The organism is Citrobacter sp. EC_71 (genome assembly GCF_019584005.1).
Lineage (GTDB): Bacteria > Pseudomonadota > Gammaproteobacteria > Enterobacterales > Enterobacteriaceae > Citrobacter > Citrobacter werkmanii.
This window is the reverse complement of record NZ_VDAY01000037.1, coordinates 1-20,866: the sequence shown is the minus strand read 5'-3', so window position 1 is coordinate 20,866 and position 20,866 is coordinate 1. Positions and strand designations below refer to the sequence as shown.

General features: G+C 47.6%; 23 protein-coding genes and 3 pseudogenes. 13 read left to right on the top strand and 13 right to left on the bottom strand.

The features are described from left to right. The 5 genes from FHD02_RS23135 to FHD02_RS23115 all read left to right on the top strand — a co-directional run. Positions 1-590: propanediol/glycerol family dehydratase large subunit (locus FHD02_RS23135; RefSeq protein WP_304502718.1), on the top strand; the 590-nt coding region annotated here is incomplete at its 5' end. Positions 591-601: 11 nt separating this feature from the next. After that, complete coding sequence (locus FHD02_RS23130) at positions 602-1,186, top strand: propanediol/glycerol family dehydratase medium subunit (protein ID WP_009652918.1); 585 nt, start codon at positions 602-604, stop codon at positions 1,184-1,186. A 2-nt stretch (positions 1,187-1,188) separates the two neighbouring features. After that, a complete protein-coding gene (locus FHD02_RS23125; protein ID WP_007372193.1) occupies positions 1,189-1,617 on the top strand; it encodes a diol dehydratase small subunit in 429 nt (142 codons plus the stop codon). Between the two features lie 10 nt (positions 1,618-1,627). Continuing rightward, on the top strand, positions 1,628-3,439 hold the full coding sequence (locus FHD02_RS23120) for a diol dehydratase reactivase subunit alpha (protein ID WP_007372194.1): 1,812 nt from the start codon (positions 1,628-1,630) through the stop codon (positions 3,437-3,439). Positions 3,440-3,492: 53 nt separating this feature from the next. Continuing rightward, positions 3,493-4,296: an MIP/aquaporin family protein gene (locus tag FHD02_RS23115; RefSeq protein WP_007372195.1), complete on the top strand. Its 804-nt coding sequence runs from the start codon at positions 3,493-3,495 to the stop codon at positions 4,294-4,296. A gap of 51 nt (positions 4,297-4,347) precedes the next feature. Here the strand turns inward: FHD02_RS23115 and hdeB are convergent, their stop codons facing one another. Next, the gene (gene hdeB, locus FHD02_RS23110) at positions 4,348-4,599 is read right to left on the bottom strand and encodes an acid-activated periplasmic chaperone HdeB (RefSeq protein WP_007372196.1); all 252 of its coding nucleotides are present in this window, start codon (positions 4,597-4,599) and stop codon (positions 4,348-4,350) included. A gap of 112 nt (positions 4,600-4,711) precedes the next feature. Between hdeB and FHD02_RS23105 the strand changes: the two genes are divergently transcribed. Then, a complete protein-coding gene (locus tag FHD02_RS23105; RefSeq protein ID WP_007372197.1) occupies positions 4,712-5,116 on the top strand; it encodes an FCD domain-containing protein in 405 nt (134 codons plus the stop codon). A gap of 26 nt (positions 5,117-5,142) precedes the next feature. Here the strand turns inward: FHD02_RS23105 and FHD02_RS23100 are convergent, their stop codons facing one another. Then, positions 5,143-5,529, bottom strand: a complete 387-nt coding sequence (locus FHD02_RS23100) for a plasmid partitioning/stability family protein (RefSeq protein WP_009652914.1) — start codon at positions 5,527-5,529, stop codon at positions 5,143-5,145. A 13-nt stretch (positions 5,530-5,542) separates the two neighbouring features. After that, on the bottom strand, positions 5,543-6,580 hold the full coding sequence (gene parM / locus FHD02_RS23095; RefSeq protein WP_009652920.1) for a plasmid segregation protein ParM domain-containing protein: 1,038 nt from the start codon (positions 6,578-6,580) through the stop codon (positions 5,543-5,545). A 788-nt stretch (positions 6,581-7,368) separates the two neighbouring features. Here parM and FHD02_RS23090 point away from each other — a divergent pair. The 3 genes from FHD02_RS23090 (at position 7,369) to FHD02_RS23080 (ending at position 8,684) form a co-directional block, all read left to right on the top strand. Beyond that, positions 7,369-7,683: a hypothetical protein gene (locus FHD02_RS23090; protein WP_009652923.1), complete on the top strand. Its 315-nt coding sequence runs from the start codon at positions 7,369-7,371 to the stop codon at positions 7,681-7,683. 133 nt (positions 7,684-7,816) lie between these two features. Next, positions 7,817-8,245, top strand: coding sequence for a hypothetical protein (locus tag FHD02_RS24585; RefSeq protein WP_032155219.1), 429 nt, complete (start codon positions 7,817-7,819; stop codon positions 8,243-8,245). Positions 8,246-8,258: 13 nt separating this feature from the next. Next, positions 8,259-8,684, top strand: coding sequence for a hypothetical protein (locus tag FHD02_RS23080; protein ID WP_016241518.1), 426 nt, complete (start codon positions 8,259-8,261; stop codon positions 8,682-8,684). A 152-nt stretch (positions 8,685-8,836) separates the two neighbouring features. Here the strand turns inward: FHD02_RS23080 and FHD02_RS23075 are convergent. The 3 genes and pseudogenes from FHD02_RS23075 to FHD02_RS23065 form a co-directional block, all read right to left on the bottom strand. Then, a pseudogene (locus FHD02_RS23075) lies at positions 8,837-9,313 on the bottom strand (IS3 family transposase); the annotation flags it as partial. A gap of 80 nt (positions 9,314-9,393) precedes the next feature. After that, positions 9,394-10,902 (bottom strand): group II intron reverse transcriptase/maturase, encoded by a 1,509-nt coding sequence (gene ltrA / locus FHD02_RS23070; protein WP_001189111.1) that lies wholly within the window; start codon positions 10,900-10,902, stop codon positions 9,394-9,396. Positions 10,903-11,574: 672 nt separating this feature from the next. Next, a pseudogene (locus FHD02_RS23065) lies at positions 11,575-12,003 on the bottom strand (IS3 family transposase); the annotation flags it as partial. A 64-nt stretch (positions 12,004-12,067) separates the two neighbouring features. Between FHD02_RS23065 and FHD02_RS23060 the strand changes: the two are divergent. Then, entirely contained in the window at positions 12,068-13,219 is a 1,152-nt protein-coding gene (locus FHD02_RS23060; protein WP_220394349.1) for an IS30-like element IS30 family transposase, read from the top strand. A 31-nt stretch (positions 13,220-13,250) separates the two neighbouring features. On the opposite strand, the gene FHD02_RS23055 is transcribed toward FHD02_RS23060, so the two are convergent. From FHD02_RS23055 to FHD02_RS23045, 3 genes and pseudogenes are all read right to left on the bottom strand, one after another. Continuing rightward, entirely contained in the window at positions 13,251-14,591 is a 1,341-nt protein-coding gene (locus FHD02_RS23055; protein WP_220394348.1) for an IS110 family transposase, read from the bottom strand. Positions 14,592-14,821: 230 nt separating this feature from the next. Continuing rightward, a pseudogene (locus tag FHD02_RS23050) lies at positions 14,822-15,064 on the bottom strand (transposase); the annotation flags it as partial. A gap of 468 nt (positions 15,065-15,532) precedes the next feature. Next, entirely contained in the window at positions 15,533-16,039 is a 507-nt protein-coding gene (locus FHD02_RS23045; protein WP_007372203.1) for a hypothetical protein, read from the bottom strand. A 160-nt stretch (positions 16,040-16,199) separates the two neighbouring features. Between FHD02_RS23045 and FHD02_RS23040 the strand changes: the two genes are divergently transcribed. From FHD02_RS23040 to FHD02_RS23030, 3 genes are all read left to right on the top strand, one after another. Beyond that, the gene (locus FHD02_RS23040; protein WP_016241897.1) at positions 16,200-16,598 is read left to right on the top strand and encodes a hypothetical protein; all 399 of its coding nucleotides are present in this window, start codon (positions 16,200-16,202) and stop codon (positions 16,596-16,598) included. Positions 16,599-16,710: 112 nt separating this feature from the next. Continuing rightward, entirely contained in the window at positions 16,711-17,901 is a 1,191-nt protein-coding gene (locus tag FHD02_RS23035) for a hypothetical protein (RefSeq protein WP_009652915.1), read from the top strand. 35 nt (positions 17,902-17,936) lie between these two features. Continuing rightward, positions 17,937-18,125: a hypothetical protein gene (locus FHD02_RS23030; RefSeq protein ID WP_007372207.1), complete on the top strand. Its 189-nt coding sequence runs from the start codon at positions 17,937-17,939 to the stop codon at positions 18,123-18,125. Between the two features lie 37 nt (positions 18,126-18,162). Here FHD02_RS23030 and FHD02_RS24580 read toward each other — a convergent pair whose 3' ends face one another. Genes FHD02_RS24580 through FHD02_RS23015 form a run of 4 tightly spaced genes read right to left on the bottom strand, consistent with a single transcriptional unit; the run spans position 18,163 to position 20,732 of the window. Further along, positions 18,163-18,687: a hypothetical protein gene (locus FHD02_RS24580; RefSeq protein ID WP_255366036.1), complete on the bottom strand. Its 525-nt coding sequence runs from the start codon at positions 18,685-18,687 to the stop codon at positions 18,163-18,165. Positions 18,688-18,711: 24 nt separating this feature from the next. Then, a complete protein-coding gene (locus tag FHD02_RS24575) occupies positions 18,712-19,137 on the bottom strand; it encodes a hypothetical protein (protein ID WP_255597491.1) in 426 nt (141 codons plus the stop codon). A gap of 23 nt (positions 19,138-19,160) precedes the next feature. After that, on the bottom strand, positions 19,161-20,276 hold the full coding sequence (locus FHD02_RS23020) for a toxic anion resistance protein (protein WP_007372209.1): 1,116 nt from the start codon (positions 20,274-20,276) through the stop codon (positions 19,161-19,163). 6 nt (positions 20,277-20,282) lie between these two features. Continuing rightward, positions 20,283-20,732 carry a hypothetical protein gene (locus FHD02_RS23015; protein WP_231040675.1) on the bottom strand — a complete coding sequence of 150 codons (450 nt, stop codon included), beginning with the start codon at positions 20,730-20,732 and terminating at the stop codon, positions 20,283-20,285. Positions 20,733-20,866 lie beyond the last annotated feature (134 nt).

The following is a 20,866-nucleotide window of genomic DNA, read 5'->3' as shown; positions in this document are numbered from 1 at the left end:
TTATCTTCTCCGGCTATAGCGCCGTACCGAACTACGACAACATGTTTGCCGGGTCGAACTTCGACGCGGAAGACTTCGATGATTACAACATTCTGCAACGCGATCTGATGGTTGATGGTGGTCTGCGTCCTGTAACCGAAGAAGAAACCATCGCCATCCGCAACAAGGCGGCACGCGCCATTCAGGCAGTGTTCCGCGAACTGGGCCTGCCGCTGATTAGCGATGAAGAAGTCGAAGCTGCTACTTATGCTCACGGCAGCAAAGATATGCCCGCGCGCAATGTGGTGGAAGATCTGGCCGCCGTGGAAGAGATGATGAAGCGCAATATCACCGGGCTGGATATCGTCGGCGCACTAAGCCGTAGCGGTTTCGAAGATATCGCCAGTAACATCCTCAATATGCTGAGACAGCGTGTTACCGGTGATTACCTGCAAACGTCGGCTATTCTGGATCGCCAGTTCGACGTCGTCAGCGCCGTCAACGACATCAATGATTATCAGGGACCTGGTACCGGCTATCGCATCAGTGCCGAACGCTGGGCGGAAATTAAAAATATTGCGGGCGTGGTTCAGCCCGGCTCGATCGAATAAGGCGGTACACAGTGGAATGCACAACTGAACGTAAGCCGGTTTTCATCTTACAGGTGAGCGAAGGCGAGGCGGCTAAAGCGGACGAACGCGTGGATGAAGTCGTGATAGGCGTCGGCCCGGCCTTTGATAAGTATCAGCATAAAACCTTGATTGATATGCCGCACAACGCGATTTTGAAAGAGCTGGTTGCTGGCATCGAAGAAGAGGGGCTGCATGCGCGAGTAGTGAGGATCCTGCGCACCTCAGATGTTTCTTTTATGGCATGGGATGCGGCAAATCTCAGCGGCTCAGGCATTGGGATTGGTATCCAGTCGAAAGGAACCACGGTGATTCATCAGCGCGATCTGCTGCCGCTAAGTAACCTGGAACTGTTTTCTCAGGCTCCGCTGCTGACGCTGGAAACCTATCGTCAGATTGGTAAAAACGCCGCACGCTATGCACGCAAAGAGTCGCCTTCGCCGGTGCCAGTGGTCAATGACCAGATGGTGCGCCCTAAATTTATGGCCAAGGCCGCGCTGTTTCACATCAAAGAAACCAAACACGTGGTGCAGGATGCTGCGCCTGTCACGTTGCATATTGCACTGGTAAGGGAATGACCATGAACGACAACATCATGACCGCGCAGGATTACCCATTAGCCACCCGCTGCCCGGAGAAAATCCGGACGCCTGGCGGCAAGCCGCTAACCGACATTACCCTTGAGAATGTGCTGGCGGGCCGCGTAGGGCCGCAGGATGTGCGTATTTCTCAGCAAACGCTGGAGTACCAGGCGCAGATTGCCGAGCAGATGCAGCGTCATGCCGTGGCGCGCAATTTTCGTCGTGCGGCAGAACTGATTGCGATCCCGGATGCCCGCATTCTGGAGATCTACAACGCACTGAGGCCGTTTCGTTCTTCGTTCGCCGAGTTGCAGGCCATTGCCGATGAACTGGAACACACCTGGCACGCCACGGTGAACGCCGGGTTTGTCCGCGAGTCGGCAGAGGTATACCAGCAGAGAAATAAGCTGCGTAAAGGCAGTCAGTGACGGAGGCAGCATGCCGTTAATTGCAGGGATCGATATCGGCAACGCCACCACTGAAGTGGCGTTGGCGCAGGATGGCCGGTTTATCGGCAGCGGGATTGTCGCCACGACCGGGATGAAAGGCACGCGGGAGAATATCGCCGGGGTGGTCGCGTCCCTGCAGCAGGCGCTGGATAAAACGCCGTGGTCGCTGCAGGACGTGGCAAAAATCTGCATCAACGAGGCCGCACCGGTGATTGGCGATGTGGCGATGGAAACCATCACTGAAACCATCATTACCGAATCAACGATGATTGGTCATAACCCGCAAACGCCCGGCGGCGTTGGCGTGGGCATGGGAACCACCATCGCCGTGGAGAAGTTGGCGGCGTTGAGCGAGGATCGATTTGCCCAGGGCTGGATACCGTTGGTGGGTGAGGAGATGGATTTCCTTGAGGCGGTTTGGTTTATCAATGAAGCGCTGGATCGCGGCGTCAACGTGGTGGCGGCCATCCTGAAAAAAGATGATGGCGTGCTGGTGAATAATCGCCTGCATCGGCCAATACCGGTGGTTGATGAAGTCACTCTACTGGAGAAGGTGCCGGAAGGCGTGCTGGCGGCGGTGGAAGTGGCGGCCCCGGGACAGGTGGTGCGGGTGCTGTCGAATCCTTACGGTATCGCAACCTTCTTTGCCCTGACCCCTGAGGAAACACAAACTATTGTCCCCATCGCCAGAGCGCTGATTGGCAACCGTTCCGCTGTGGTGCTGAAAACCCCGCAGGGAGATGTGCGATCAAGAGTGATCCCGGCGGGTAAGATCTTTATCCGTGGTGAAAAGCGTGGCGGTGAAGCCGACGTAGCGCAAGGCGCGCAGGCCATTATGCAGGCGATGAGCGCCTGCGCGCCCGTGTGTGATATTCGTGGTGAAGCAGGCACGCACGCAGGCGGCATGCTGGAGCGGGTGCGAAAGGTAATGGCGTCCCTGACCGGCCATGAGATGAGCGCGATATACATCCAGGATCTGCTGGCGGTGGATACGTTTATTCCGCGCAAGGTGCAGGGCGGGATGGCCGGCGAGTGCGCCATGGAAAATGCCGTCGGGATGGCGGCGATGGTGAAAGCGGACCGTCTGCAAATGCAGGTTATCGCCCGCGAACTGAGCGCCCGACTGCAGACCGAGGTGGTGGTGGGCGGCGTGGAGGCCAACATGGCCATCGCCGGGGCGTTAACCACTCCCGGCTGTGCGGCGCCGCTGGCGATCCTCGATCTCGGCGCCGGCTCGACGGATGCGGCGATCGTCAACGCGGAGGGGCAGATAACGGCGGTCCATCTCGCCGGGGCGGGGAATATGGTCAGCCTGTTGATTAAAACCGAGCTGGGCCTCGAGGATCTTTCGCTGGCGGAAGCGATAAAAAAATACCCGCTGGCCAAAGTGGAAAGCCTGTTCAGTATTCGTCACGAGAATGGCGCGGTGGAGTTCTTTCGGGAAGCCCTCAGCCCGGCGGTGTTCGCCAAAGTGGTGTACATCAAGGAGGGCGAACTGGTGCCGATCGATAACGCCAGCCCGCTGGAAAAAATTCGTCTCGTGCGCCGGCAGGCGAAAGAGAAAGTGTTTGTCACCAACTGCCTGCGCGCGCTGCGCCAGGTCTCACCCGGCGGTTCCATTCGCGATATCGCCTTTGTGGTGCTGGTGGGCGGCTCATCGCTGGACTTTGAGATCCCGCAGCTTATCACGGAAGCCTTGTCGCACTATGGCGTAGTCGCCGGGCAGGGCAATATTCGGGGAACAGAAGGGCCGCGCAATGCGGTCGCCACCGGGCTGCTACTGGCCGGTCAGGCGAATTAAACGGGCGCTCGCGCCAGCCTCTCTCTTTAACGTGCTATTTCAGGATGCCGATAATGAACCAGACTTCTACCTTAACCGGGCAGTGCGTGGCCGAGTTTCTTGGCACCGGATTGCTCATTTTCTTCGGCGCGGGCTGCGTCGCTGCGCTGCGGGTCGCCGGGGCCAGCTTTGGTCAGTGGGAGATCAGTATTATCTGGGGCCTTGGCGTCGCCATGGCCATCTACCTGACGGCCGGTGTCTCCGGCGCGCACCTTAATCCGGCGGTGACCATTGCCCTGTGGCTGTTCGCCTGTTTTGAACGCCGCAAGGTGCTGCCGTTTATTGTTGCCCAGACGGCCGGGGCCTTCTGCGCCGCCGCGCTGGTGTATGGGCTCTATCGCCAGCTGTTTCTCGATCTTGAACAGAGTCAGCATATCGTGCGCGGCACTGCCGCCAGCCTTAACCTGGCCGGGGTCTTTTCCACGTACCCGCATCCACATATCACTTTTATACAAGCGTTTGCCGTTGAGACCACCATCACGGCAATCCTGATGGCGATGATCATGGCCCTGACCGACGACGGCAACGGAATTCCGCGCGGGCCGCTGGCGCCGTTGCTGATTGGCTTGCTGATCGCCGTGATCGGCGCGTCGATGGGGCCGCTAACCGGCTTTGCGCTGAATCCGGCGCGCGACTTCGGCCCAAAACTGTTTACCAGTCTGGCCGGGTGGGGCTCGATCGCCTTTACCGGTGTGCTGGCGATCCCTTACTTTCTGGTGCCGCTGCTGGCGCCGGTGGTGGGGGCGATTATCGGGGCGTTTTTGTATCGCAAGCTTATCGGCCGCTTTCTGCCGTGCGAATGCGGTATCGATGAGTAAAGCGGGACCCGCCGCAGCGCGGCGGGTTTCCCCGGCCTGATGCCGGGGGGGTTATTTTTTGATGACCGCGCTGAGATCGCCAAGTTTAGCGGCGGGGTTCTTGTGGCACTCCTGCAGCATTTTCGGTACCGAAACGGTCTCGACTTCATGCCAGTCAACATAGTCGCCGCCGCTAAAGTCGGTGTTGCGATTCACTACCCAGAAGGCCACCGGGGTCATGCTTTTTGGGTTCATATCCATAAATTCCTGACAGGTCATATTCTGCGGCGTGGTTTCCTCAACCGCGAACGCCGGGCTGGTCATCAGACAGAATGTGGTAGCCGCCACGGTCAATACGAGTGCTTTAGGGAAGGTGCGAACAAGTCCCTGATATGAGATCATGTTTGTCATCTGGAGCCATGGAACAGGGTTCATTATGAGGCGATTGATTGAGCCAGAACTGGCAGAAAAGGCCGTACTGAAAATGGATGCCAATGGCTTTGAAGAATGCCTGTCTTTGTGCCAAAAGCTGCGTTCCGCATATGAACGTAGGGATGTTTATCTGGCGCACCAGCTAAACCTCACTCTGCGGCTGAAGCTTTACATATACGCCGGTCTGCCTGAGTTTTTCAAAATTGTAACCCAACTGTGGATTAACCTGTGGCCAACTCTGAGTTACACGTTCGAATCTGACTCGGAGGATAAATGGCCAATATTTTTCTCGTCGCTTGAACTCGCTCTTTCAAACAGGGATGCAGGGGCAGCAGCAGATGCCATTAGAGAGTCACTGGATAAGGGGTTGCGGATCTATCTCAGCTTGTTAACCGAGCAAGGTGAGTAAACCGGCTACTAGTAGCCGGTTCGGATTCAACGTTTGAGGGTTTGCATCATCAGGGAGGGTTTAGGAATTGGTTCTTTCTGCTCAGCAGGCTTATCCGAATCAATGATGGTTGTTGCTCGGATACCTGTGGCCTGGGTTTCCACTGGTGAAGAATTCCGTTCAACGGCAATGCCCAGCGTTTGCGACAGAATGTTGCTCAGGGTTTCGGCATTAAACGATGTCGTGGTTTGTGCGGCCAGCAAATTTATTAACCGAGGGTCGAGCTCATGCAAGGCAGACGCAATTACCAGTGCCTTACGGTAAAATTCCCCCCGGGATCGGCGGGGTAAGCGCTCCATAATATCAAGAGCTTTACCGTCTTCTGGATTATTGCCGGGGCGGAGCCAGACGAGTAAACGTTTATCTTCTTCCATCACATAACCTCGTTTAGACGCTTGCCATTGCTTTGACGAGCGCGAGCTGCGCGTCAGGCGCTTTGATGACATCCAGCTTAGGGAATAGTTCGACAATATGAGAATGGATGAGCTCAGCACCGCCCCCGGCCAGTATGATTTTGTGGACGCTGTTCTGACGACGTATATCAGCTGCAACAGCTTCGGCCAGATTTTTCGACTCAGAATCGATAACGTCAATGATGGCATCAATTTTAGAGTGATCATTGACCGCAGAAGCAATCAACGCTCTATCATGACGGTTTTTAATGATGATATCCGCAATGGCATAACTACTTGGAGACTGGGCATCCTGGAGCGCAGCCATAACAGCTTTTGTCACTCGTGAAACGCCAACATCGCTGTTGCCAAAGATATCAGATATGCCCTCCATTGCCCCCTGAATGATGGCCAGGTCTAGGGTTGTTCCCCCCAGATCGACAACCAGGGTTCGTGTAAGCTGCGTGGTTGTTTTAGGATCAATCAGATATTCAGCCGCAGGTACTGATTCAGGCATTACGTTAACTTTTACAACATGAAAAGTTTCGCCATTATTCAGGGTTATTGGGCCCATAACGTTGGCCTTTTTCTTTTCAATATTAGCTTCGTTCAACTGCGCATCGCTCGTGAAGAACATGGCCACCGGCAGTGTCACTGTAAGTTCAACATCCTGTGGCTCAAGACCGGAAGTCAAAAGGGCATGATGAATTGCTACGCGACTTACAGCGTCGAACTGGAAAGAGGTATGCGTTGTTGTAATTGCAGATGTTGAACCAATGTCGTGAGTAAATTTCCGCCCATCAATGAGATAGTTGTAGATAGTTTTACCACCAAATGCGAGTGGAGTAGCCCAGCCTTCGCGGAAGGCGTTCTGCGAAACATGAGTTTTGATTTCACCATTCTCAATCCAGGCAAGTTTTACGTTCGTTGAGCCGTCATCACAAGCGATGTTCATCATGGTATATACCTCATTAAAATGTTCAAAAGTATCAAAAATCTCTGCCATTTTAGATAGTAAGCCATCCTGAAGCAAGGAATGCGCACCTGTAGCGCACGTTTAATGTCCACAAAATGACTATGAAAAGTGAATTACGAGTGAGTAAAACAGGAACGATTCTATCGGATTGAAATCTGGCGGGGTAAACGAGAAAGAGGGATGTATACGTACATGCAGAGGTCGGTAGCCCTGGAACACCAACGGAAAAAGTAACAAACCACCCGAAAAATGAACCAGTGCCACCAGACTAAATTGTGACAATCGATAGCCAATACTGCAAGAGAACCTAAGAATAAAAGGTATCGCTATATGACAGCTCAGTCGGTAAAATCGAGGAAACCATGTCGGATCACCATTGTAGTTTCTGGTTAGTTCAATAATGAGGTATCCCCAATGACATCCATTCTGCTTACTTCTGATTCTGTTGATGGGTACACTTTTTGTATTTCTACTGATGGTAATGGATGTAAGCTGTCAGTCAGGCCAGAATACCGGCGCAATGGCACACAAACTTATGATGGCTGGTTTCCCAGATACTACTCAAAGCCTCAGTATGCTAAAGCAGCGTTAACAAGGTTCCTTGGAGAATCTGTTAACTGGTCACCACGGACGGGGCTCAGTTAGTCACAGGATACGTAACAGCCTGAGTCCGAGGATACCAACAAGTCAAGAGAACCCCCTGATAAACCCTTAACAATCAACACCTTACCTTGGTGCGCTTAATGAACCTTATGTTGAATTATGGTTAAGTAGTCGATTTTATGGTTGGAAGTGCCTGTTTGCAGTAAAATGCAGTTCATTACCTTTAACCACTGGAACTAGACATGGCTAATGAAGATCTCCCCTCTGGGTGCAAACGCTGTAAAGGATGCAATCAGGTTAAACCCTTCGAAGAATTCGGTAAGGAACTTAAGGGTAAGTTTGGCCTTAAAAGTAAATGCAAGTTGTGCATTAGCGATAAAAACAGAAATTATGCTGCCGGTTCCGGTGCAGGTGTAAAACTCCAAAACAATAAAAAATACCAGACCGAGCATAAGAGTGAACTGGCAGAAAAGATGAGAGTAAGACGGGCAAAGAAAAAATTTGGAGATAACTATGAAGCATATCTAGCATCTTTAGAAAGGATTAAAAACCTCTGATAATTACATAACAACCTTAGCCAATAAGACACAAAGATTATGTATTGTTGCTTTTATTTCAAAGCATCAACTTTATTGAAAAGTTACGCTATACACTGTGCAATTTATTATGCTGATTTAATTTGGTGATTATATGAGTTGTCATGACAGAGACATCAATAAGATCCTTCAATCATTCACTCACTTAATGGTTGAAGCAAAAAAAAGCATCTTTCATTCAAAATCAATGAAGGTTCAAGGTCTTCAGTTAGTAGATGAGTTATACATCCGTGCCCGGACGGGAAAAATGTCATACCTCGGTTCGTCGGTACTGGTAGTCGCAACCATTTCAGTGAAGACCCCAGGCAAAGGATTTTTCAGACAGTTACTCTCGAAATTAAAAGAAGCAGCTGAGACAAATAACTACATCTTAAAGGTTGAGAATGTCATCAGCACCGAACTTAGGGAGTTTCTTATCAGAGAGGGTTTTTCATTTCCTGGTGAACGGTGGATGTGCGGTTCCGGCTACTGGGCTCCATCATCACTTAGGCTTAATGACCAATTAAGCACCCTCCCCGTCTAATATGAGGCCGTAAATGTTCATAACCCCTGAAGTTGCTTATGTCTGCGAGCTGTTACATAAATATGATGTACTTCCACTCGAATGTGATGGTCATACTATGGTTGTAAGTTGCCTGCTAGATAGATTCTGTATACCGCACCAGCGCATCGTTGGAGAAGTAACGTTGGCTGGAACTGGCCAGATAATTCGACCTCATCTGTGGATAGAGTATGACGAATACATAATAGATTACCGCCTCCGCATGTGGGCAAGGAAAACCGAAGATAATGTTAGTCTAGTGCCTCATGGCATCTTTATCGAAGATAAAAGTCAGGCAATTTACACTGCTCAAAGAATTGCAAATAAAGCCATGATATCAGACTCGATAATTGATTTTATGACAGATGGGTTATGGACTAAGATTCTCCTAGAAATCCCTGGTAAAAAAAGAATTACATAAAGCAGGAGGATTAAGTTTGTTCATAAAGTTTTTCTTCACTGACACTCAAAGCAAAGATGTCTTTTTCCAAGCACCAATCTTAGAAAATATTTGCTTTTCTACTGACTCAAGTTGGTTCATTAAAAGATGATAGTTGAATCGCCACGGATAATCTAGACACTTCCGAGCCGTTGATAATACTGGTTTTCATATTCTGTCGGTGAAATCTGATCGCTAGAACCATGCCGACGCTTACTGTTATAAAACATTTCGATGTAATCAAAAATATCGCTGCGGGCTTCTTCCCGCGTTCCGTAGATCTTTTTCTTTATCCGTTCGCGTTTCAACAATTGGAAAAAGCTTTCTGCAACCGCATTATCATGGCAGTTACCGCGACGGCTCATGCTGCCCTCCAGGCCGTGTGATTTCAGGAACGACTGCCACTCATGGCTTGTGTACTGACTGCCCTGATCCGAATGAACCAGCACCTGTTTTTGGGGATTACGCCGCCATACAGCCATCAGCAGTGCGTTCAGGACAATGTCCTTTGCCATCCGGGATTGCATGGACCAGCCGATAATTTTGCGTGAGAACAGATCAACAACCACGGCAAGATACAGCCAGCCTTCGTGGGTTCTGAGTAGAGTAAGAGGCAGGGCGTAGTCGGACTATTTCCCTGCCTCTCCTCCCCGAACCGGACGTGCACCTTTCAGCGCATCCGGCTCTCCATTTAAATGCTGGCGAACGCCATTGCCACTTCTGTAAAGCGCGATGTATACGTGTTTCTGGTCTCCGTCCTCAGATAGGGATTGCCTTCGGGTAGCCGCCAGCGGAACAGCTTCTTGCCTTGCCCCACCAACCGGTACAGTATTTCGCCGCTGAGCTTGCCGTGATTGGTTTTACCAAATAAAACCCACGTTTTGCTCTGACCCGGTTTCGGTGATTTACACCACCACCTCATCAGGGAAGCGATACCTGTACGGTATTTGCGGGCCAGCCAGTGAGCCAGCTTCCAGAACACGACACGGTCGATATAACTGAAGACTTTGGCCTTAAAATCAACGAACTGATAGAACATGGCCCAGCCTTTCAGTTTTCGGTTGAGTTGTTCAGCCATATCGACTTTGCTTTCACTGTAGTTGCCTGATAACAGTGCTGTCAGCGATGCGGCGAAGTTTCTGGCTTTCTCCTGCGGGATCGTTGAGACCACTCGCATCTCGCCATAACGACTGCGTTTGCGAATGATCCTGTGCCCCAGAAAGATAAAGCCGTCATTAACATGGGTGATTTTAGTCTTATCCATGTTCAGCCTGAGTTTCAGACTGCCTTCGAGCACACCCCGACACTCCTCCCTGATGGCTTCCGCCTGTGCTTTGGTGCCTTTGACGATGAGGACAAAATCATCGGCATAGCGGCAGTACGCCACCGCGGGTTTCCACTGCCAGTTTTCTCTGACCGCCGTACTTCGGCCCCGTTGGATACTGTTATTCCAGTACCACCGATCTTTTCTGGCTTTCCCGCTCAGGTAGCGCTCATGCAGGTATTGATCGAACTCATTCAGCATGATGTTCGATAATAGCGGCGATATAACACCGCCCTGTGGCACACCTTCACTGGCCGCCCGAAAGAGACCGACATCGATATGTCCCGCCTTGATGGTTTTCCACAGCAGAGTCATGAAACGTGCGTCACTGATCCTGCGGCGTACAGCCTTCATCAGCAGTCGATGATGTACGGTGTCGAAGTAACTGGACAGGTCGCCTTCAATCACCCAGCGTCCCCGGGTTTCACCGCAGTCTGTGAGCTGTAATTTCACCGTGCGGATCGCGTGGTGGACACTGCGCTCAGGCCGGAAGCCATATGAGAGCGTATGAAAATCACTCTCCCATATCGGCTCCATCGCCATCAGCATGGCCCGCTGAACAATACGATCCCGCAACGCGGGGATACCCAGTGGTCGCAGTTTGCCGTTGCTTTTAGGGATGTAAACCCGTCTGGCGGGCAAGGGCTGGTAGTGGCCTGAGAGTAATTCATCCCTGAGGATTTGCAGTTCAACAGCCAGTCTGGCCTGTAGCATTGTTTTGTTCACGCCATCAACGCCGGGGGTATGCGCCCCCTTTGATGAAAGCGTGATCCGCGCCGCTTCAGCCAGCCATTCTGGTTGTGTTATCAGACGCAGCAGCCGTTGAATCCGTAGGGACGGATCGGTGGCTGCCCATGTGGCAAGCTTGCGTTGCATTTCGCTGATTATCAAAGGTCTTCACCTCGTTAGGTCAGTTAATTCACGTCGCAAACACATTCAAACTGCTTCCCTTCGCCATGTAATGGGCTTTCCCCATCGCGGACTACTACGGAAGCTCCGCCAGCCAGCGCGTCATCGGAGCCATGCCCCCTTAACATCCGTCGCTGACCTTCCCCGGTTTACCTGCCTGGACTCAGGCATACTGAGGAGGCTGCCCGTCGCACTCTTTATCCTTGCTTGCCGCAAGTTGGCAGAAGTCAGCAACGCAAGCGTGATAGACGCTGCTGCCCCGGTGTTTCGCATACATGTCAAAACACCTTCGACCGGCAGTGCTTACGTATCACTGCCAGTTCCTCCTGCACGGCCTGTCAGATCACGTAGGCCGTGGTGACGTTTTCAACCCACAGAGGCGGATTAACGGGTTCATGTTCTTCAGCCTTTCAGTACTTAACCTTGAGGATCATCTCGGCTTAGTGATCTCGCCTCAATCCCCGTTGTCAGCGGGTTACATCACCCTGCGGGCATGCCGCAGGTCACTGCCGCTCAGGTTCTCCACCGTCACACCCGGTGGGATTGTTGGGTTTCTCATCGTGAGTTACCGGTTCAATATTCCAGACAGACTCGCGGTTCATTTAAGCATCCATGCCCGCCCTGAACTCCGGGCACACTGTAGGTTATATCCGTTACCCAACGCTCATTCGGAGCATCCGGATTGAACTGTCGCTGGAGCCTGTTGGGCGACACGATACTGGCCTCGCCTTTACGTGCCCGCGGGCTCCGGTATCCGACCTGAGCCTTTATCCCGACACGTTTCATCAGTCGCCAGACTCTGTTCACTCCGCACTGTTGCCCGCTGTCCCGCAGATCCAGATGGATTTTACGATAACCATAGACGCATCCCGATTCCAGCCAGAACTGTTTAATCTGTCCTGTCAGTCTCAGGTCTGCCTGATGGCGTTGTGAATGCGGCTGCTGAAGCCAGGCGTAAAAACCACTGGGATGAACATCCAGCACCCGACAGAGCAGGCGAACAGGCCAGCAACAGGTGTTGTCACGGATAAAGGCGTACCTCAGTCGGACAGCTTTGCGAAGTACGCCGCTGTAGATTCAATTGGTCAACGCAACAGTTATGTGAAAACATGGGGTTGCGGAGGTTTTTTGAATGAGACGAACATTTACAGCAGAGGAAAAAGCCTCTGTTTTTGAACTATGGAAGAACGGAACAGGCTTCAGTGAAATAGCGAATATCCTGGGTTCAAAACCCGGAACGATCTTCACTATGTTAAGGGATACTGGCGGCATAAAACCCCATGAGCGTAAGCGGGCTGTAGCTCACCTGACACTGTCTGAGCGCGAGGAGATACGAGCTGGTTTGTCAGCCAAAATGAGCATTCGTGCGATAGCTACTGCGCTGAATCGCAGTCCTTCGACGATCTCACGTGAAGTTCAGCGTAATCGGGGCAGACGCTATTACAAAGCTGTTGATGCTAATAACCGAGCCAACAGAATGGCGAAAAGGCCAAAACCGTGCTTACTGGATCAAAATTTACCATTGCGAAAGCTTGTTCTGGAAAAGCTGGAGATGAAATGGTCTCCAGAGCAAATATCAGGATGGTTAAGGCGAACAAAACCACGTCAAAAAACGCTGCGAATATCACCTGAGACAATTTATAAAACGCTGTACTTTCGTAGCCGTGAAGCGCTACACCACCTGAATATACAGCATCTGCGACGGTCGCATAGCCTTCGCCATGGCAGGCGTCATACCCGCAAAGGCGAAAGAGGTACGATTAACATAGTGAACGGAACACCAATTCACGAACGTTCCCGAAATATCGATAACAGACGCTCTCTGGGGCATTGGGAGGGCGATTTAGTCTCAGGTACAAAAAACTCTCATATAGCCACACTTGTAGACCGAAAATCACGTTATACGATCGTCCTTAGACTCAGGGGCAAAGATTCTGTCTCAGTAAATCAGGCTCTTACCGACAAATTCCTGAGTTTACCGTCAGAACTCAGAAAATCACTGACATGGGACAGAGGAATGGAACTGGCCAGACATCTAGAATTTACTGTCAGCACCGGCGTTAAAGTTTACTTCTGCGATCCTCAGAGTCCTTGGCAGCGGGGAACAAATGAGAACACAAATGGGCTAATTCGGCAGTACTTTCCTAAAAAGACATGTCTTGCCCAATATACTCAACATGAACTAGATCTGGTTGCTGCTCAGCTAAACAACAGACCGAGAAAGACACTGAAGTTCAAAACACCGAAAGAGATAATTGAAAGGGGTGTTGCATTGACAGATTGAATCTACAGCGGCTTCCTGAGAAACTCCCGGTTCACACGCATAACTCGGGATCTTGCTGGAGAGAGTAACCCAGTGATTTTGCCCTTCGTTTAAGCCCGTCGAGTACGCGATTACGGTAGCGCTCTTCATAATAATCCGCGCCAGGATCGACATATTTCTGACCGTATTTAAGGGCATTGTAGAACAGTATTGCCAGTTTTCTTGCCGTTGCAGTGACTGCTTTTGCTTTCCCGATACGGGATGATAATCGACGATAAAAAGCACCCAGCGCTGTATCGCTCCGGCCAATTGTTGTGGCTGCCAGTCTTAGTGCAGCAGCAATTCGACTGGATGAACGCCGTGTTTTCGAGGACAGTACTTTTCCACCGGAGATCTTATTCCCCGGGGACAAACACAGCCACGAGGTAAAATGGCTCGCATCCGGCCAGCGATTCATGTCAGTACCGCATTCGGCAACGAATTTTAGTGCCAGATAAGGTCCGAACCCATGTATCTGTGTCAGGTCTGCTCCGGTAATTTTCCAGAGTAATGGCCTGACATCAAAGGTAAGCTGATTGGGCTGTTTTGTACGATGTCTGGCGGAGGGCAATACTCCTTCAGGCTCTTCAGTTCCGGTGCTGAGCTGCAATAATGAAGTTTCGATTTGATCATCACACTCACGGATTTTTTCCTGGTAAAAATCGAAAAATGCCACCGACTGTTCAAGTGCAAAAAGATGTTCAGGCTGCCAGTTCCCTGTCAGTGCCTGTTGAAGAACCTCTGGCGTCTTTTTACATCTGACATCACGATACTGGATCAATACTGAAGGATCGCGCTCACCACTGACAATAGCTCTGACGATTGAAAGACCGGTAACGCCAGTAATATCCGATACGGCATGATGCAATTGAACATTCATCTGCATCAACGCCTTCTGCATATGTTGGATATGAGCAGCCCGGTATTCAGTCAGGCGTTCCCGTTGTCTCAAATAAGACCTGAGTACGGAAATGTCGTGTTCAGGTCTGAAACTGGCCCGAAGAAGGCCAAATGAATGCAGCTTCTGCAGCCACTGTGCGTCATTGACATCAGTCTTGCGACCGGGAACATTTTTTGCGTCTCTAGCATTAACAAGGATCACATTGAAACCCGCAGCCTCAAGGATCTCAAAAGCAGGCAACCAGTAAACGCCAGTGGACTCCATGGCAATGGTCGTAATGTGACAGGTTTTGAGCCAGTCGGACATCCGATGAAGGTCGCCAGTGAAACTTTGAAAAGTTCTGACCGGCTCGGCGTCAGCATCCGGTGGAACGGCGACTACGTGGAATTCAGCGCCAATATCAACGCCCGCAGCATGAGGATGGATAACAGACATTCGGGAGGATTTTTTCATGGAAATCTCCTTGCTCATTTTTCGATGAACGAAGGAGGGGACGACGGAGAAATCACCTTCCTGAACGGGATCAAAGTCACCACTGCCGGATCCGCCACAGTCCCTGAACCATGTTTTTTTACGGGGTCATACCACCAAAAGGCCGACGGCTGCTTCCTTCGCTAAATTAGCCTGCCAACTTTTCCGGGGAGTTTCTGAGACTCAGGACGGGGTTTCACCCATGGACAGTTTTTTAATATGTCCCGTTCGTCGGTAACCCGTTTCAGCTCTTTCTGGAGACGGCGGATCTCGGCCTGAACATCTGACTGTTCTTTATTAGTGGAAGAATCCGGACCGTACTTCTTTATCCAGGCGTAAAGGCTGTGGGTGGTGATATCGAGACGTGTTGCAACGCTGGCAACAGAATAACCGCGATCAACAACCTGTTTGACTGCTTCAATTTTAAACTCTTCGGGATAACGCTTACTGCTCATGGGCACCTCTCTTTAAGCCATCTTAAATGACTCTGAGGTGTCTGTTAAACCCGTGGCGATTCAAGTCAGGAGTCTCAGCTCCAATGTTCCCTTCCCACTTTAGAATCAATTCACTTACCTTCCCTTTTAATGTTGCAAGGAGAACAAGCTGTTTCTTCGCGAATACAATCTCTTCCTGATGTATGTTTTTCTTTGCCATTGTAGTGTAGGTTCCATATCCATGTTGATTTATGTTAAGGATTACATTTTATTAACAATATTTTTATTGATTGTAAACACAAATCTCAATGGAATAGCATGAATTAAAGTCATCACGACCATTTTACCTAGTAGTATCAGCATGATAGTAAGTGAAATCAGATTATAAAAAGCAGATAGTCATATCGAACAAAAAGATAATTGAAATAAAACAAAAAACCATCACTGTTAAGTGATGGTTAATGATTTCAATATGGAATTATTTAGTAATCAAACAAAATAACCAGGATTATTAATCAGATCACTTTGTTGAGTACTATGTGCCATTTCAACAAATTCAGACACGCTTGTAATTTCATTGAGTGTGGTGATTGCGAATAATCGAAAAGAAAACTCTTTATTACCTTTTCTTGGGTAGATGTTCAGGAAAAAATTCAACTTTTGACCAACCGGACACATACTTGAAACCGCAGCATAAGATTGTGTCTGTCTGAGGTACTGAGTGAGGAATTGAGCAAGATCAACACCCTCATCAGACGTTAACGACCTGGATGTCTGAACCTTTAATAACCTTACAAGGTTATCTATGGCGGTCTGAATAGGAAGAAGTTCTATCTGAGGAACCTTCAAAAAATCAGCTATGATAATACCAAGTAACTGGCTCTGATCGTTCATGAAATTATGGATATAAAGAAAGTGTGAGTCACCGAATCTTTCAGCAGAATCATACTTAAAATTCCATTCATTCAATACTGCACTGTACTTCATTTTATTCATGGTTAGCTCCTCTTTATATAAAAAAAGATTAACGCAACATTCATCGGTGACGAAATTCTAAGACCCGTTAATTTCGCCCCCTATTGGGGTCATAAAAAATTGTCACGCTACGGCCTGTCTGGCAGAATCCCCTGAAACCGATTTGCGATAAGTAACCCTGATGAAAAACCTCATTAATGATGTTGCGACTGAAGCACGGGCATTACTGAACGGTATCCTCGCTGACTGTGATACCGATGACACAACGGGCACATGCCTATTTGCCAGTCTGCTATTAGCTCGTCTGGCACATAGCAAAGGGTTATCAGCTGTGATTAGAGGTGGCGATGGGAAATCTGACGGCGGGTTATTCACTATGTATGGCGGGTTCGGTCATTACTGGTGTGAGATCTCCAACAACGATGAATTCCATATTGTTGATATATCGGCAGATCAATTTGGCTTCGAAGGAGTTATCGTTAAGAACATCAAAGAGGTAGAAGGCTGGCCACGTTACATCCCTGGAAACCAGGATGTCGTAAATGCTGGAGTTGAGGAGCTCTTCAACCACGGATACTAAATGGTCGAGTCTAAGTGCGATTTATACACCTCAAAACGCCCCCATTCTCGATTCAAGAATTATTGATTTACAAGTAATATCAGAAATATTTAGTTCACTCTAAGGCAAGTGAATGAAGAAGAAATTACCGTCATGGTCACCAGCTGAAGATCTGAAGCTTATAAAAGGGCTTAAGGATGGTTACTCATTTGCAGCGCTTACGTCCATTCTTGGATACAATGAAAGGATAATCCAGTTAAGATGTATCGAGTTGGATTTATACCTTCTCATAAGAGAAAATCTCTCCGAGCCTAACGAAATTACCCTCAAGCCTAACTCTTCAATCAGAGTGCCACCGGCTGAACCAGCTTCAGGTATAACTCTTAAAACCCTGCTAGATAATGGATGGGTAGCACACTGCATAAATGGTGAAAATGTTCTGTACTCTCCAGAATGGTGGCGAACAAGAAACACAAGCCTGTTAGTACCCGAAGATGAGGATACTGATCAGCTACATAAGAAAACATCTTCACACCTCATTACCGGTAAACCGTGGACTCCTGACGATACTCGGGTCTTACTTAAGGCGATACAACATGGTATCAGTAAAACGGCACTTGCCGAGCTTACCTTAAGAAGCCATCAATCCACTCTTCAGCAACTTATAGAGCTTGGAATGATTACCGTGGGCGCTGAAGACGATTCATCTAGTACGGTTATATGGTTAAATAAAAAAATAAGTTCTGCGAAATTATCAAAAAAACGTTTTCTTGATGTCCTGCCACTAATCGAATTCGGCTGGCACATTGATGGATTCGACCTTACCGCCCCAGATTGGTGGAGCAAGCATATAGTGCTTAATGAAATTATCTATGAAACCGTACCAGATAAAACCATTTCAAATTACCCGGCCAGAACTGACATTGATTGTGATAGTGAAAAACCACAACAAATTAAGGAAAGATCAGTGCCTGAACGGAACCAAAGAGAACCACAAAAACCAGCCAAATGGGTATGTGGAAACTATAAGTTTTTAATTACACTTCTATCTGAGCATCGTTCAATAGAAGTGATTGCCAAGAAAATGAATAGGACAGATGGCGCGATTAGGTCACGTCTACAGCATATCGGTATAACGCGTTACGAGAAACCAACAAAACCTGGTGAAAAAGGAAGTGTCATTAAAGCTACATCAATTTCTACAGATATCTTCAGAAACCAGCCATTTTTTGTGAAGAGATTACTCATAGATGCCGGATGGTCTGAAAAAAACAATGAATTGCATTGCCCGGTCTGGTGGAGCAATTATCCACACAACGTTTAACGGGCTTAGTCACGAACTCTACCCTGGAGAACTATATGTTTGATTATTTTAACAGACCATTTGACACTTTCGACTGGGCGCTGATTATAGGATGCGGAATCCTTTTTGTCGGGCACTTTATCTGGAAAATCTTCTTCAGCGATGAAGGCCGTAGGAAAATTGATAATGAAGCGCCGCCTCCAATCATGACTCAGAAAGTAGATGATGAAACGGATGGTAAATAAGCACACAAAAATAAAACGCCCTTAAGGGCGTTTTATTTTATTTCGACAGATATTTAATATTAGACTCTATCAAATAAGTAAGCCTACGGCCATTTCTAACCGTCAGCAGTATAATCACCACAAAAATTACGGCAAGTATAAAAAATATTAGAGCAGTACTTTTTATAATATATTTAATATAATTGGATTTAAGATCATTTCCCGACTTCCAAGCAGAAAGAGGATTTGAAGCAAGCGCACCAGACTTGTAACCAATGTCATAAATATGGTAATCAATAGCTTTATAAAGTTGTGAATCAAACAGTGTGTTTTTGTCTTTGACACTATCCTCTTTATATTCAGGCATTAACAAAACCAAGTTTCCAAGATGATTTTTATAATTGCTATCAGATACTTTTTCAGCAGTAATTATTACACCTCTGAGTAACAGGCCATCGATATCTCCCAGTTTTTTTGCAGTAGCTGGTTTAGGATCTGCAAGTGCTTTTTCAACTGACTTTCTTAGTAAACTCCCTCTGTCTCCATAGATTTCATACAAAGAGTCCAAGTCTCCAGTTTTCATAGCAGTACTTATTTTGTCGGTATTTTATTTATAATTATGAGGCTCATCACCAAATGCAGCAATAAATAAATTAAACCCTACAAACAATACTATGCAACTTGTCATTATCTCAAGTTGTAAACCATTCCCATTAATAATTGCCCCTAGTATTACAATCAATATACATACACCCACACCAACTCTTCCATATATGGAAATAAATGATCCTATCGTATCAAAAGCATTTTCAGGAACTAACTCATTGGAGCGTAGAATGTTGAATATATCGTCAGAAACCTGTTTGACTTGCTCATCTACTGGCATGTCTGATGGAATACAAAACCATAATATTAGAAATATAATAGCGAAGATTAGAGATATAGCTAAGGTAAAATATATAGCTCTATCACGCTTCCGTCTAATAGCATTCTCAACATCATCATATGGATTACTTTGTCTGATTCTAGCCATAGCACATCCTCTAAATTTAACTATTATTTGGAAGACAGTTCTTTTGCTACCATAAAACGCTTCTCCTTCCATTGCGCTGCGCGAGCTTCAAGCTGGGTATGTTGCGTCTTGGCTCGGTCGTGGATTTTTTTAATTTCTCGACCGGCCTCATTGATCTGGTTTGATATGTAATCAATTGTCTCAACATCATATACAGTACGATTAGCTGTTTTGGCTACACGAATACTGCTCTCTTTTACTAACAAAGCTTGACGTCTGGCTTGTTGATTTACAGAATCACCAATTGCCTGAATCAGTAATGAGCTTTTATCACTCCTTTCGGCCTGGTCAATAATAAGATGGCTGCGTTTAGAAGATGGTATCGTTACTTTAATAATAGTTTCAAACTGGTCTACCATCGAGAGGTTATTGAACTTCATCATTTTCATCATCTTTAGGTCTTCAAATGCCTTTTGTTGTTCCGTGATCATGTCATTTCGACGTTTTGTTATGAGGGCGATTTGATGTTCAATATTCATTGCTTCCATGCTCAGCATGGTATTATCAGGCTGATTTTTTAGTTCCTTACGAATAGAAGCCTGAACTGTTTGTAACTTCTCCAGAATGTAATAGGCAGCTACAATGTTAACCCCTGTATTTTTTACACTAGTTAAAGCTTGGTCATACATTCCATCAATATTTTTATTCATTTCAAACAACCCCTCCGATATGCTTTCGATATCCGAGGTTAAAATATCGATTTGTCCTTTAACTGAATCAAATCTTGACATTGCACTAAAATGAAGACCGATGGCTTTCATTATGAAAGGCCCAACATACGGTATCCGTGACAGTTTCTTTTGAAGATAACTTGGTTCGACTGCATTACTGACTTCACGAGCCAGTGCAACAATCTCATTCAGAGTCTCTCCCTTCTTGCCCTGAGATGATGAGCTGACGCTGAGAAGGAGGTTATCAAGATAATTAATATCAGTAGTGTCCTCCAATCGTCCAAAGTTATGCGCGGCATCAATATCACCAATCTGGAAAGATCTGACTGCATCTTTTATTGATGATTCCATACTTACATCAACAGCATATTTATCAAATTCCTTAGCCACTTTGACATCTAATATATCAATACTATTTATGATCTTCATGTTATCTCACCTTATGTTCTTATTTAATTTATTGACCAGCTTCTTGAATTTTTCATGAGCCACTTCATCAATACCACTACAAACACCACTGGCGTTGATGTTCTTAGCCTGCCCTTCCCACATAGGTAATAAATTATCTTTAATATCTCGAAGGCTATCTTTTACATCGACAGCTGTTTCATAGCTCATTTGTGCTTGAACCTGACTTAGTTTTAAACCAACAAGAACTCCCTGAAAGTTATTAACTCTTATCCGTAGCCTGTTAATTGCCATATATTCATTGCTTGTGACACTATAGTCACACTCGTTCTTATTTTTCAGATATGACTCAACAACATCTATGAAAACCTCTAGCTGATGAATATCTTGCGCATAGATTGCCTCCAAACCCTTCGTGATTTCAGCATGAGCGGTTAGCATTTTGAAATGATCAGGTATCCGTTCGCATAGTTTCATAACTACTTTGTTATAAATATCTAAATAGCTGCGCGGAATAGTAGATCACTGAAAGGGAACTCAGCCCGGATTGTGCGATCTGATCAATCGCCAAACCAACCAAAATCACCAACCGGACTGAGCGATGCCGATCA

What these genes read in the sequence shown, in the direction of transcription:
- FHD02_RS24580 (WP_255366036.1), bottom strand. Translation starts at nt 18,687, where the DNA reads ATGAAAACTGGAGACTTGGACTCTTTGTATGAAATCTATGGAGACAGA.
- FHD02_RS23030 (WP_007372207.1), top strand. Translation starts at nt 17,937, where the DNA reads ATGTTTGATTATTTTAACAGACCATTTGACACTTTCGACTGGGCGCTG.
- FHD02_RS23090 (WP_009652923.1), top strand. Translation starts at nt 7,369, where the DNA reads ATGGCTAATGAAGATCTCCCCTCTGGGTGCAAACGCTGTAAAGGATGC.
- ltrA (WP_001189111.1), bottom strand. Translation starts at nt 10,902, where the DNA reads ATGCAACGCAAGCTTGCCACATGGGCAGCCACCGATCCGTCCCTACGG.
- FHD02_RS23035 (WP_009652915.1), top strand. Translation starts at nt 16,711, where the DNA reads ATGAAGAAGAAATTACCGTCATGGTCACCAGCTGAAGATCTGAAGCTT.
- FHD02_RS24575 (WP_255597491.1), bottom strand. Translation starts at nt 19,137, where the DNA reads ATGGCTAGAATCAGACAAAGTAATCCATATGATGATGTTGAGAATGCT.
- FHD02_RS24585 (WP_032155219.1), top strand. Translation starts at nt 7,817, where the DNA reads ATGAGTTGTCATGACAGAGACATCAATAAGATCCTTCAATCATTCACT.
- FHD02_RS23015 (WP_231040675.1), bottom strand. Translation starts at nt 20,732, where the DNA reads ATGAAACTATGCGAACGGATACCTGATCATTTCAAAATGCTAACCGCT.
- FHD02_RS23120 (WP_007372194.1), top strand. Translation starts at nt 1,628, where the DNA reads ATGCCGTTAATTGCAGGGATCGATATCGGCAACGCCACCACTGAAGTG.
- FHD02_RS23115 (WP_007372195.1), top strand. Translation starts at nt 3,493, where the DNA reads ATGAACCAGACTTCTACCTTAACCGGGCAGTGCGTGGCCGAGTTTCTT.
- FHD02_RS23060 (WP_220394349.1), top strand. Translation starts at nt 12,068, where the DNA reads ATGAGACGAACATTTACAGCAGAGGAAAAAGCCTCTGTTTTTGAACTA.
- FHD02_RS23040 (WP_016241897.1), top strand. Translation starts at nt 16,200, where the DNA reads ATGAAAAACCTCATTAATGATGTTGCGACTGAAGCACGGGCATTACTG.
- FHD02_RS23105 (WP_007372197.1), top strand. Translation starts at nt 4,712, where the DNA reads ATGAGGCGATTGATTGAGCCAGAACTGGCAGAAAAGGCCGTACTGAAA.
- FHD02_RS23055 (WP_220394348.1), bottom strand. Translation starts at nt 14,591, where the DNA reads ATGAAAAAATCCTCCCGAATGTCTGTTATCCATCCTCATGCTGCGGGC.
- hdeB (WP_007372196.1), bottom strand. Translation starts at nt 4,599, where the DNA reads ATGACCAGCCCGGCGTTCGCGGTTGAGGAAACCACGCCGCAGAATATG.
- FHD02_RS23020 (WP_007372209.1), bottom strand. Translation starts at nt 20,276, where the DNA reads ATGAAGATCATAAATAGTATTGATATATTAGATGTCAAAGTGGCTAAG.
- FHD02_RS23080 (WP_016241518.1), top strand. Translation starts at nt 8,259, where the DNA reads ATGTTCATAACCCCTGAAGTTGCTTATGTCTGCGAGCTGTTACATAAA.
- FHD02_RS23100 (WP_009652914.1), bottom strand. Translation starts at nt 5,529, where the DNA reads ATGGAAGAAGATAAACGTTTACTCGTCTGGCTCCGCCCCGGCAATAAT.
- FHD02_RS23125 (WP_007372193.1), top strand. Translation starts at nt 1,189, where the DNA reads ATGAACGACAACATCATGACCGCGCAGGATTACCCATTAGCCACCCGC.
- FHD02_RS23045 (WP_007372203.1), bottom strand. Translation starts at nt 16,039, where the DNA reads ATGAATAAAATGAAGTACAGTGCAGTATTGAATGAATGGAATTTTAAG.